Below are 12154 nucleotides of genomic sequence, written 5' to 3'. Positions count from 1 at the left end.
GGCGGAACGGGGGCGGACCCCTGGGAGACTCCCGGGTGCGGGCCCGGGTGGTGTGCGGCCGGCGCCCAGCCGGCGTGCGGGCCCTGCCCCGGCTGGTGGGGCGGCGGCAGCGGAGACCCCACTGCGTGCTGCATCCGTTGCCACTCCGTCTCGTACACACATCTGACGCTGGCGGCAGGGGCGTGCCCCGCTCGCTACCGAACGGTACCGTCCCCGGCCGTCGTTTGGTGAAACGGCCGGGGACGGTCCGAAGTGCCCGGCGGGCGAAGGAAATCGGACGCGGGAGCGAGTCCGGGGCCTACTGGCCGACCTCGCCGTAGGCGGCGAGGAGGACGGCCGGGTCCGGGCCTTCCAGGACGGCCGGCTTGGCCAGCCCGTCCAGGACGATGAAGCGCAGCAGGTCGCCGCGGGACTTCTTGTCGACCTTCATCGCCTCCAGCAGCTTGGGCCACTGGTCGTAGCGGTAGTGCAGCGGCAGCCCGACGGATTCGAGGATGCTGCGGTGGCGGTCGGCCGTCGCGTCGTCCAAGCGGCCCGCGAGGCGGCCCAGTTCGGCGGCGAAGTGCATGCCGACCGCGACCGCGGCCCCGTGCCGCCACTTGTACCGCTCGTTCTTCTCGATGGCGTGGCCGAGCGTGTGGCCGTAGTTGAGGATCTCCCGCCGGCCCGATTCCTTCAGGTCCGAGGAGACCACCTCCGCCTTGACCCGGATCGACCGCTCGATCAGCTCGGCCGTGTGCGGGCCCGCCGGGGTGCGGGCGGCCTGCGGGTCGGCCTCGATCAGGTCCAGGATCACCGGGTCGGCGATGAACCCCGCCTTGATGATCTCGGCCAGTCCGGAGACGTAGTCGTGCACCGGGAGGGAGTCCAGCGCGGCCAGGTCGCACAGCACACCGGCCGGCGGGTGGAAGGCACCGACCAGGTTCTTGCCCTCGGCGGTGTTGATACCGGTCTTGCCGCCGACCGCCGCGTCGACCATGGCCAGCACGGTCGTCGGGACGGCGATCCAGCGCACCCCGCGCAGCCAGGTCGCGGCGACGAATCCGGCCAGGTCGGTGGTGGCGCCGCCGCCGACGCCGACGATCACGTCGGTGCGGGTGAAGCCGCACTGGCCCAGCGCCTTCCAGCAGTAGGCGGCGACCTCGGCGGTCTTGGCCTCCTCCGCGTTGGGCACCTGGATCGCCACGGCCTCGTAGCCCTGCCCGGCCAGGTCGGCGCGCAGCGCCTCCCCGGTCTCGTCCAGCGCCTCCGGGTGGATCACGGCGACCCGCTTGGCCCGCGTGCCGATCAGCCCGGCCAGCTCGCCCAGGAGCTGCCGGCCCACCAGCACCTCGTAGGAGTCGGTGCCCGCGGTGCCGGCGACCTGGATCCGGGTGACTGCCTCGCTCATACCTGCTTCAACTCCAGTGCGTCCAGCGCCGCCTGCGCGACCTCTTCGGGGGTGCGGCCGTCCGTCGCGACGACGGCGGTGGCGACCTCCTCGTACAGGTGCCGGCGCGCCTCCATCAGCTCCCGCCACTGCTTGCGCGGGTTGACCGCGAGCAGCGGGCGGGCCACGTTCAGACCGGTGCGCTTGACGGCCTCCTCGACCTCCATGGAGAGGTAGAGCACCCGCTGCCCGGCCAGCGACGCGCGCGTGTCCGCGTCCAGGACGGCCCCGCCGCCCAGCGCGACGACGCCCCGGTGCTCGGCCAGCGCGGCCCGCACGGCGGCCTTCTCCAGAGCTCGGAAGGCGGCCTCGCCCTCGTCCACGAAGATCTCGGCGATGGTGCGGCCCTCGGCCGCCACGATGTCGTCGTCGGTGTCCCGGTAGCCGACGCCGAGGCGTTCGGCGAGCAGCCGGCCGACGGTGGACTTGCCCACGCCCATCGGCCCGACCAGGACGACCGCCGGCACGCCGCTCACCGGATGGCCAGGTTGTCGAGGTACGACCGGACGTTGCGGCGGGTCTCCGCGACGGAGTCACCGCCGAACTTCTCGGCGACCGCGTCCGCGAGGACGAGCGCCACCATGGCCTCGGCGACGATGCCGGCCGCCGGGACGGCGGAGACGTCGGAGCGCTGGTGGTGGGCCTGGGCGGGCTCGCCGGTGGTGACGTCCACCGTCCGCAGCGCGCGCGGCACGGTGGCGATCGGCTTCATCGCGGCGCGCACCCGCAGCAGCTCACCCGTGCTGAGGCCGCCCTCGGTGCCGCCCGCACGGCCGGAGACGCGCCGGATGCCCTCCGGCGTGCCCACGATCTCGTCGTGGGCCTGGGATCCGGGCACGCGGGCCAGTTCGAAGCCGTCGCCGATCTCGACGCCCTTGATCGCCTGGATGCCCATGAGCGCGCCGGCGAGGCGGGCGTCCAGCTTGCGGTCCCAGTGCACGTGCGAGCCGAGGCCGACCGGGACCCCGTAGGCCAGCACCTCGACCACGCCGCCCAGGGTGTCGCCGTCCTTGTGGGCCTGGTCGACCTCGGCGACCATCGCCTTCGAGGTGTCCGCGTCCAGGCAGCGCAGCGGGTCGGCGTCGAGCTTCTCGACGTCGGCCGGGGTGGGGTAGACGCCCTTCGGGGCCTTCACGGAGCACAGCTCGACCACGTGGGAGACGATCTCGATGCCGGTCGTCTCCTTCAGGTACGACCGGGCGACCGCGCCCAGCGCCACCCGGGCCGCCGTCTCGCGGGCCGAGGCGCGCTCCAGAATGGGGCGGGCCTCGTCGAAGCCGTACTTCTGCATGCCCGCCAGGTCGGCGTGGCCGGGGCGGGGGCGGGTCAGCGGGGCGTTGCGGGCCAGGCCCGCCAGCACCTCGGGGTCGACCGGGTCGGCGGCCATGACCTGCTCCCACTTCGGCCATTCGGTGTTGCCCACCATGATCGCCACCGGGGAGCCCAGGGTCAGTCCGTGCCGGACTCCGCCGAGGAACGTGACCTCGTCCCGCTCGAACTTCATCCGGGCACCGCGGCCATAGCCGAGCCGCCGCCGCGCCAGGTGGTCCGCCACCATCTCCGTGGTGATCGGCACGCCGGCGGGAAGACCCTCCAGCGTCGCGACAAGTGCGGGACCGTGGGACTCCCCCGCGGTCAGCCAACGCAGCCTGCTCAACGGTGCTCCTCAGTGCTCGCGCCCGGTACTGCCCGGCGTACACGCGTCCTCGCGTACGGCGACGGCGCTGCCGGGTGCGCGACCCCGGTGCGCCACCTCCGATCCTCCCATGTCCGGGGCCGGTGTCCGGTCGCCGGTCCAGCAGGCGGACGCGACGGTGGCGGTTCAGCGGGCGGCGAGCGCCTTCTCGCCGGCGTGGCGCATGGCCTCCAGCGGGGCCGGGGAGCGGCCGGTGAACCGCTCGACCTGGAGGACGGCCTGGTGGACCAGCAGGTCGAGGCCGCTGACCACGGCACCGCCGAACATGGACCAGCGGGCCGCCAGCTCGGTGGGCCAGGGGTCGTAGAGCACGTCGAAGAGGGTGGCGGGGCGTTCGGGGACGGCGACGGCGAGGGCGTCGGTGGTACCGGCCGGCGTGGTGGCGATCACCAGCGGGGCGCGCAGGGCCTCGGCCGCGTCCGCCCAGTCCGCCGTGCGCACGTCCACGTCCAGCCGCTCGCCCCACCGCCGCATCTCGGCGGCGCGGGCCTCGCTGCGGACGTAGGCGACGACCTCCCCGGTGCAGACCCGGGACAGCGCGGCGAGCGCGGAGGAGGCGGTGGCGCCGGCGCCGAGAACGGCGGCGGAGCCGACCTGTTCGATGCCGTGCTCGCGCAGGGCGGCCACCATGCCCGGGATGTCGGTGTTGTCGCCGAGCCGGCGGCCGTCCTCGGTGAAGACGAGCGTGTTGACCGCGTCGACGGACGCGGCCGTGTCGCTGATCTCGTCCAGCAGCGGGATGACCGCCCGCTTGAGCGGCATGGTCAGCGACAGCCCCGCCCACTCCGGCCCGAGCCCGTCGAGGAAGCCGGGCAGTTCGGCCTCGCCGACCTCGAAGCGCTCGTACGACCAGTCGGTGAGACCGAGTTCGTCGTACGCGGCCCGGTGCAGCACCGGTGAGAGGGAGTGGGCGATCGGCGAGCCGAGCACGGCGGCTCGGCGGGTCACTGTCATCAGTTCTTCTTCCTCGACGCGTTCCACTCCTCGACCAGCTTGTTGTGCTCCTCCAGCGTCCTGGTGAACTTGCTGGTCTTGCCGTCCATCGAGATGAAGTAGTACCAGCCGTCGTCGGTCGGGTTGAGCGCGCCCCTGAGCGCGTCCTCGCCGGGGTTGTCGATGGGGCCCGGCGGCAGGCCCTTGGAGAAGTACGTGTTGTACGGGTTGTCGTACCTGCGCAGCTCGGTGATGCTGAGGTCCAGCTTGCTCTGGTTCTTCACGTAGTTGTAGGTGGAGTCGAACTCCAGCCGCCCGGCGGTCTGCGGGTTGCCGGGCTCCAGGCGGTTGTAGACGACCTCGGCCATCTTGCGGAAGTCGTCGTGGCTCGTCCCCTCGGCCTGCACCAGGCTCGCCACGGTGAGCAGCTGCCACGGACCGTCGAGGCCGAGGGTCTGTGCCTTCTTCTCCAGGCCGAGTTCCTGGTACTTGGCGGTGGCCTGCGCGACCATGTTCTTGAGCACGGCCTCGGGCTTCTGACCCTTGGTGACCCCGTAGCTGGAGGGGTAGAGGAAGCCTTCCAGCGGGTCCTTGAGGTTCGGGTGGTTCAGCGCCCAGGAGGGCAGGCCGAGGTGCTTGTACTCCTTCTTCGCGACACGCGCCGTGGTGCCCGCCGGCACCTCCAGACGCTTGTCGATCAGGCCGTAGATCTCCACGTTGCGCCGGCCCTCGGCGATGATCAGGTTGCTGCGGCTCTTCGGGCTGAGCATCAGTTCCACCGCGCTCGCGGCGGACATCTCCTTCTCCATCGTGTAGACGCCGTCCTGGAGCGCCTTGCCCTTGGGGTTCGCCTGCAGCGCGGAGACGAACGCGGCCGCGCTCTCGACCACGCCCGCGTCCTTCAGCTTCTGACCGATGGCCCAGCCGCCGTCGCCCTTGTTGATGGTGACCGTGACGTGCTGGCCGTTGCCGCTGCCCGCGTAGTCCGGGGCCGCGCCGAAACGATTTTGGTAGAACTTGTAGCCGAAGTACCCGACACCGCCGAGGCCTCCGCCGAACACCAGGACGACCACCATGCAGGCGCAGCCGGTGCGCCCTTTCCTGCTCTTGACGGGCTTGCGGCCCTTGCCGCGCCTCTCGCGCCGGCTCTGGAGCTCGTGCTCCTCCTCGCCGGCGTCGCCGTCGGCGCCGCCCCCCGGGAAGAAGGCGTGCTCCTCCTCGTCGGCCCCGGGCTCCGGCTGCGGTTCCGGCTCGGGACGCCGGCGGCCGGGCGGCACCGGCGGCGGGTAGGCGTCCTCGGTGCCGTAGAGGTCCGGCTGCTCGCCGTACGCCACGGGCTGCTGGTTGTGCGGATCACCGGGGTCGGCGGCGTAGGGGACCGGGCCGTGGGTGCCCGTCCCGTCCCACGCGCCCTGGTGGAAGTGCTGCTGGCTCTGACCGACGAACTGCTGGTCGTACGCGGGCTGGGACTGTCCCTCGTGGTACGGGTACTGCTGTCCGTCGTAGCCGGACTGCTGCTCGTGACTCCAGGCCCCGTACTGCGGCTGGTGCGGCTGCGGGTAGTGCTGCTGCGGCTGGCCGCCGTAGCCGGACTGCCGGCCGACGTGCGCCTGCTGCCCTTCCCATCCGCCGTCCCCGTACAACGGGTCCTGCGGATGCCACGGTTCGGAGCCCTGGCCCCGGCCATACTCAGTCATCGATCCCCTAGAGCCGCGAGGCCGACGGTCACGCGGCCGGGGGCCGGCTTCCGCTCCGCCTCTTGCTGTGCCCCGGCTGTTCGAACACCGGAGCATCGCGCGGAACGTTACCGTATCGCGATCAGATGACCACTTCGACGCCTTCGCCGGGTGGTTCACCTGACACCCGTTCGGATTCCAGGGCCTGCTGCAAAATGATGACGGCGGCGGCCTGGTCGATGACCGCGCGGCCCTTCTTCGACCGCACGCCCGAGGCGCGCAGTCCCTGACTGGCCGTCACGGTCGTCATCCGCTCGTCCACCAGCCGCACCGGCACCGGCTTGATGCCCCTGGCCAGCTCCTGGGCGAAGGCGCGGACCTTGACCGCGGCCGGCCCCTCGCCCCCCTTGAGGGAGCGCGGGAGGCCGACGACGACCTCGATCGGTTCGTACTCCTCCACCAGCTGCCGCAGCCGGCGGTGGGCGGCGGGGACGTCCCGCCCGGGAACGGTCTCCACCGGGGTGGCGAGGATCCCGTCGGGGTCGCACGAGGCGACCCCGATCCGGGCGTCCCCGACGTCGATCGCGAGCCGACGTCCTCTGCGCATGTCTCGGCCGTTCCTACTTGGCGGTCTCGGCGACCAGGCGCTCGACCGCCTCGACGGCCTCGCCGACGGCGGCCGGGTTCTGGCCGCCGCCCTGGGCGACGTCCGGCTTGCCGCCACCGCCGCCGCCGAGCGTCTTGGCGGCCGTACGGACCAGGTCACCGGCCTTGAGACCGCGCTCGCGGGCGGCCTCGTTGGTGGCGACGACCGTCAGCGGCTTGCCGTTGCTGACCGTGAACAGGGCGACCACGGCGGCCCGGCCGCCCTGGATCCGGCCGCGCACGTCCAGGACCAGCTTGCGCAGGTCGTCCGGCGTGGTGCCGTCCGGGACCTGGCCGGTGACCAGGGCGACGCCCCGCACGTCCTTGGCGGACTCGGCGAGACCGGCGGCGGCCTGGAGCACCTTCTCGGCGCGGAACTTCTCGATCTCCTTCTCGGCGTCCTTCAGCTTGCCGAGCATGGCGGAGACCTTCTCCGGCAGCTCCTCCGGGCGGCCCTTGAGCAGCTCGGTCAGCTGGTTGACGACCGTGTGCTCGCGGGCGAGGAAGTTGTAGGCGTCCACGCCGACCAGGGCCTCGATGCGGCGCACACCGGAGCCGATGGACGACTCGCCGAGCAGCTTCACCAGGCCCAGCTGGGCGGTGTTGTGCACGTGCGTGCCGCCGCACAGCTCCTTGGAGAAGTCGCCGATCGTCACGACACGGACGCGGTCGCCGTACTTCTCGCCGAACTCGGCGATGGCGCCCTGCTTCTTGGCCTCGTCGATGCCCATGATCTCGGCGCGCACGTCGAGGTCGCGGGCGAGCACCTCGTTGATCTTCTGCTCGACGTCGGTCATCACGGCCGTCGGCACGGCGGACGGGGATCCGAAGTCGAAGCGGAAGCGGCCGGGCTGGTTCTCGGAACCCGCCTGGGCGGCCGTCGGGCCGAGGGCGTCGCGCAGGGCCTGGTGGGTGAGGTGGGTGGCCGAGTGGGCGCGGGCGATGGCCGTACGGCGGCGGGCGTCGATGGCGGCGTGGGCCTTGGCGCCGACGGTCACCTCGCCGACCTGGACGACGCCCTTGTGGACGTACACGCCCGGGACCGGCTTCTGGCAGTCGCGGACCTCGATGACGGCACCGGAGTCGACCCTGATCCGGCCGGTGTCGCCGATCTGGCCGCCGCCCTCGGCGTAGAACGGGGTGCGGTCCAGGACGATCTCGACCTCGTCGCCCTCGGTGGCCGCCGGGGAGGAGACGCCGTCGACCAGGATGCCGACGATCGTGGACTCGCCCTCGGTGTCGGTGTAGCCGATGAAGTCGGTCTCGCCGGCGGCGTCGGCGATCTCGCGGTAGGCGCCGAGGTCGGCGTGGCCGGTCTTCTTGGCCTGGGCGTCGGCCTTGGCCCGCTCCCGCTGCTCCTTCATCAGGCGGCGGAAGCCCTCCTCGTCCACGGAGAGGCCCTGTTCGGCGGCCATCTCCAGGGTGAGGTCGATCGGGAAGCCCCAGGTGTCGTGGAGCAGGAAGGCCTTGTCGCCGGGCAGGACGGCGGAGCCGGCGGCCTTGGTCTCGGTGACGGCGGTGTCGAGGATGTTGGTGCCGGCCTTCAGCGTCTTGAGGAAGGCGTTCTCCTCGGCGACGGCGACCTTCTCGATGCGCTCGCGGTCGGTGATCAGCTCCGGGTACTGCTGGCCCATCATGCGGATGACGACGTCGATGAGGTCCTTGACGACCGGGCCGGTGGCGCCGAGCAGGCGCATGTTGCGGATGGCGCGGCGCATGATGCGGCGCAGCACGTAGCCGCGGCCCTCGTTGCCGGGGGTGACACCGTCGCCGATGAGCATGGTGGCGGTGCGCATGTGGTCGGTGACCACGCGGAGGGACACGTCCGAGGAGTGCGAGTCGCCGTAGTGGACACCGGTCAGCTCGGTGGCCCTCTCGATGACGGCCATGGAGGTGTCGATCTCGTACATGTTCTGCACGCCCTGCAGAATCATGGCGAGCCGCTCCAGGCCGAGGCCCGTGTCGATGTTCTTGCTCGGCAGGTCCCCGAGGATCTCGAAGTTGTCCTTGCCGGTGCCCTCGCCGCGCTCGTACTGCATGAAGACGAGGTTCCAGATCTCCACGTACCGCTCGTCGTTGACGGCGGGGCCGCCCTCGACGCCGAACTCGGGGCCGCGGTCGTAGTTGATCTCGGAGCAGGGGCCGCAGGGGCCCGGGACGCCCATGGACCAGAAGTTGTCCTTCATGCCCAGGCGCTGGATGCGCTCCTTGGGTACGCCGACGACCTCGTGCCAGATCTGCTCGGCCTCGTCGTCGTCCTGGTAGACGGTGATCCACAGGCGCTCGGGGTCGAGGCCGTAACCGCCCTTGTCCTGGGGCGTGGTGAGCAGCTCCCAGGCGAGCTTGATGGCGCCTTCCTTGAAGTAGTCGCCGAAGGAGAAGTTGCCGCACATCTGGAAGAAGGTGCCGTGGCGCGTGGTCTTGCCGACCTCTTCGATGTCGGGCGTGCGCACGCACTTCTGCACGCTGGTGGCGCGCGGGAACGGCGGCTTGACCTCACCCAGGAAGTAGGGCTTGAAGGGCACCATGCCGGCGGGGACGAGGAGCAGAGTCGGGTCGTCCGCGATGAGCGACGCCGAAGGGACGACGGTGTGCCCGCGCTCCTCGAAGAAGCTCAGCCAGCGGCGGCGAATCTCGGCCGACTCCATCAGTGGTCCTCATTCCGGTTGTACGAGTACGCCGTGTTCTCGACGTACTGCGGGTTGCTGCGGTTGTTCTCGATGGCGGCGAGCCGCCGGGGCGCGGGGAGCTCGGGGCTGTCCTGGATGCCCAGTGCCTCCTCCAGCTCTGCCTCCCGCTGGGCCATGTTGTCGCGGACGTCGAGCGCGAAGCCGACCGCGCGGTCCTTCAGCCGCTGACCGGTCTCCAGGGCCTTGTTCGCCGCGGTGGCGGCCAGGCTCTCCGGGGTGAGCTGCTTCAGCTTGCGGTTGACCTTGGTGGTGGCCCACACACCGGCGGCGACACCTGTGGTGAACCAGAACGTACGGCGGAACATCGCTCGGTCTCAGTCCTTACTTCCGCTTGCGTCGTGCGGCGGGGACCGTCCGGCCCACGATCACGGTACGCCGGGGCGACTTCCCAGGCACGTCCTCCTCCTTGCGTCCGCCGAGCGCCCGGCGGACGCCGTAGCCGAAGGCCGCGACCTTGACCAGCGGGCCGCCGAAGGTGGAGGCGACGGTGGTGGACAGCGCGGAGGCGTTCGACGTGACCTCCTGGACGTCGGAGGCGATCGCGTCGACCCGGTCGATCTGCGTCTGCGCGGAGCGCACCGCCTGGGAGGCGTCGGCGAGCAGCGGGACCGCCTGGTCGGTCACGTCCGCCACGAGCTTGGTGGTCGCCTTGAGCGTCTGGGCCAGCCTCGCCAGTGCGACCGCGAGGAAGGAGACCAGGATCGCCCAGAAGACGGCCACCAGGATCCCGGCCACCTCACCACCGGACACTGTGCGCACCCGCTCCCTGAAACGTGCCTGAGCATCGGAAAAGTCGTGCCCCGAGCCTATCGCGCCGGGGCGGAGGCTCCGTACCGGATTACCGGGCGCGGGCGGTGGAGTTGCGGGAAGCGATTGTACGGAGTGAACACGGTTCAGTACGCTCCGTGTCCCATGCGAGGTCCTCACAGCCCCGGCTCCTGGGCGGACGGCGATCCGCCCCTCGAACTCACCGCCTTCGTGGGGCGCTCGGCCGAGCTGGCCGAGCTGACGACGGCGCTCGGTCAGGCACGGCTGGTGACCGTGACCGGGGTGGGCGGGGTCGGCAAGTCCCGGCTGGCGGCGCGGGCGGCGGCGCGCTGGGCGTCCGGTGCCCCGGCGGGCGGCCCGGGCTGGGGGCGGGTGGAGCTGGCGGCGGTGCGGGACCCGCAGTTCGTGGAGTACGCGGTCGCGGAGGCGCTCGGGCTGACCGACCACACCACGCGCCTGCCCCGGGACACGCTGCTGGAGCATCTGGCCGGGCGGCGGGCGCTGTTGGTGCTGGACGGGTTCGAGCACCTGGTGGCCGCCTGTGCCGATCTGGCGGCGGAGCTGCTGCGCAAGCTGCCGGAGCTGCGGGTGCTGGCCGTGGGCCGGCGTCCGCTGGGCCTCGCGGGCGAGCGGCTGTTCCCGCTGGCGCCGCTCGGTGAGGACGAGGCGGTGGAGCTGTTCACGGACCGGGCCCGGGTGCAGGGCGTGCCGGTGGCCGACGGCGCCGAGGTGCGGGAGCTGTGCCAGCGGCTGGAGGGGATCCCGCTGGCGCTGGAGCTGGCGGCCGGGCGGCTGCGGGCGCTGTCCCCGGCGCAGTTGCTGCAGCGTCTCGACGACCGGTTCCGGCTGCTGACCGGTGGCGGCCGGGACGTGCTGCCCCGGCACCAGACGCTGCGCACGGCGATCGGCTGGAGCCATGAGCTGTGCTCGCCGGCCGAACGGCTGCTGTGGGCACGGCTGTCGGTGTTCGCGCACTCCTTCGACCTGGAGGCGGCCGAGTACGTGTGCAGCGGGGACGGGCTGGCCGCCGAGGACCTGCTGGACGTGCTGTCGGAACTGCTCGCCCAGTCGGTCGTCTCCCGCGAGGAGACACCGGCGGGCCCGCGCTACCGGATGCTGGACACCGTCCGCGCCTACGGCGCCGAGTGGCTGGAGGCGACCGGGGACGCGGGCCGGCTGCGCAGACGGCACCGGGACTGGTACCTGGGCCTCGCCACCATGTGCGAGCTGGACTGGTTCTCGCCCCGGCAGCGGGAGGTGGCCGCGCGGGTCGAGGCGGAGCTGCCGAATCTGCGGACCGCGCTGGAGTTCTGCCTGACCGAGCCGGAGGAGGCGCATCTCGGCCAGCACCTGGCGGGCTCGCTGTGGTTCTGCTGGGTGGGGTGCGGCCGGCTCGCGGAGGGGCGGCGGTGGCTGGAGCGCAGCCTGGAGCTGGACTCGGAGTACGAGCGCTCCCGGCTGAAGGCGCTGTGGGTGCTCGGCTATGTGTCGATCCTCCAGGGCGACACCGTGCCCGCGCTCCAGGCGCTGCGGATGTGCCGGGAGCAGGCGGAGCGGTCGGCCGACGCGACGGCGGTGGCGTACGCCGAGCACCGCACCGGCTGTCTGGCCCTGGTGACGGATGACATGGCCCGCGCAGAAACGCTGCTGCGGTCGGCGCTGGACCGCTACCAGGAGATCGGCGAGCTGAACAGCAACGTCCTGATGGGCCAGGTGGAGCTGGCGATGACACGGGCGTTCCAGGGCGATCTGCCGGACGCGGTGCGATTGTGCGAGGACGTGCGCCGGATCTGCGACGACCACGGGGAGCGCTGGGCCCGGTCGTACGCCCTGTACGTGCTGGCGTACGCGGCCTGGCAGGGCGGCGACGCGGCCCGCGCCCGGGAGCTGCTGGCGGACTGCCTGGACAACGCGCACGGCTTCCGCGACCTGCTGGGCACGGTGCTGTCGATCGAGCTGCTGGCCCTGGTGACGGTCACGCAGGGCGATCCGGTGGAGGCGGCGGTGCTCCAGGGCGCGGCCGGGCGGATGTGGCCCTCGGTCGGGCTGCCGCTGTTCGGCTCGGCCTACTACAACGCCCCGCACGAGCGGTGCGAGGCCGCGGCCCGGGAGGCGCTCGGCGACGAGCGGTACGAGGAGTGGGTGCGCCGGGGGGCGCGGCTGGACCGGGAGACGGCGGTGGCGCGGGCGCTGCGGAAGGACGGACGGCCGCTGCCGGCGCTGCCCGCGCCCCGGGGGCCGGTCCCGCCCTCGCGCCCCGGACAGCGCGAACCCGCCGCCTCGCCCACCCGGAAGGGCGGGGAGACGGCGGGCTGAG

Annotated in this window: 11 protein-coding genes; 1 reads left to right on the top strand and 10 read right to left on the bottom strand. The window is 72.2% G+C overall.

What is annotated here, in order from left to right:
* The 10 genes from ABZV94_RS16260 to ABZV94_RS16215 form a co-directional block, all read right to left on the bottom strand.
* Nucleotides 1-134 (bottom strand): Pro-rich N-terminal domain-containing protein (locus tag ABZV94_RS16260; protein WP_356340924.1); only part of this gene is annotated, 134 nt, incomplete at its 3' end.
* 164 nt (nt 135-298) lie between these two features.
* The gene (aroB, locus tag ABZV94_RS16255) at nt 299-1390 is read right to left on the bottom strand and encodes a 3-dehydroquinate synthase (protein WP_356340921.1); all 1092 of its coding nucleotides are present in this window, start codon (nt 1388-1390) and stop codon (nt 299-301) included.
* Nucleotides 1387-1869 carry a shikimate kinase gene (locus ABZV94_RS16250; protein WP_356340923.1) on the bottom strand — a complete coding sequence of 161 codons (483 nt, stop codon included), beginning with the start codon at nt 1867-1869 and terminating at the stop codon, nt 1387-1389. Before ABZV94_RS16250 ends, aroB begins: the two co-directional genes overlap by 4 nt.
* 32 nt (nt 1870-1901) lie before the next feature.
* Nucleotides 1902-3086, bottom strand: a complete 1185-nt coding sequence (gene aroC / locus ABZV94_RS16245) for a chorismate synthase (RefSeq protein ID WP_356340920.1) — start codon at nt 3084-3086, stop codon at nt 1902-1904.
* A 165-nt stretch (nt 3087-3251) separates the two neighbouring features.
* Entirely contained in the window at nt 3252-4079 is an 828-nt protein-coding gene (locus ABZV94_RS16240) for a shikimate dehydrogenase (protein WP_356340919.1), read from the bottom strand.
* Entirely contained in the window at nt 4079-5755 is a 1677-nt protein-coding gene (mltG, locus tag ABZV94_RS16235; protein ID WP_356340918.1) for an endolytic transglycosylase MltG, read from the bottom strand. Before mltG ends, ABZV94_RS16240 begins: the two co-directional genes overlap by 1 nt.
* 121 nt (nt 5756-5876) lie before the next feature.
* Nucleotides 5877-6341, bottom strand: coding sequence for a Holliday junction resolvase RuvX (ruvX, locus tag ABZV94_RS16230; protein ID WP_171158151.1), 465 nt, complete (start codon nt 6339-6341; stop codon nt 5877-5879).
* A 13-nt stretch (nt 6342-6354) separates the two neighbouring features.
* On the bottom strand, nt 6355-9027 hold the full coding sequence (alaS, locus tag ABZV94_RS16225; RefSeq protein WP_356340917.1) for an alanine--tRNA ligase: 2673 nt from the start codon (nt 9025-9027) through the stop codon (nt 6355-6357).
* On the bottom strand, nt 9027-9374 hold the full coding sequence (locus ABZV94_RS16220; RefSeq protein ID WP_356340915.1) for a hypothetical protein: 348 nt from the start codon (nt 9372-9374) through the stop codon (nt 9027-9029). The genes alaS and ABZV94_RS16220 overlap by 1 nt, the downstream gene beginning before the upstream one ends.
* Before the next feature lie 16 nt (nt 9375-9390).
* A complete protein-coding gene (locus ABZV94_RS16215; protein ID WP_014671537.1) occupies nt 9391-9819 on the bottom strand; it encodes a DUF948 domain-containing protein in 429 nt (142 codons plus the stop codon).
* Nucleotides 9820-9981: 162 nt separating this feature from the next.
* On the opposite strand from ABZV94_RS16215, the gene ABZV94_RS16210 reads away from it, so the two are divergent.
* Entirely contained in the window at nt 9982-12153 is a 2172-nt protein-coding gene (locus ABZV94_RS16210; RefSeq protein ID WP_356340914.1) for a regulator, read from the top strand.
* The last annotated feature ends 1 nt before the right edge of the window (nt 12154 follow it).

Source organism: Streptomyces sp. NPDC004658 (genome assembly GCF_040609555.1).
Taxonomy (GTDB): domain Bacteria; phylum Actinomycetota; class Actinomycetes; order Streptomycetales; family Streptomycetaceae; genus Streptomyces.
The sequence above is the reverse complement of the archived record's forward strand: the minus strand, read 5'-3'. Positions and strand labels throughout refer to the sequence as shown.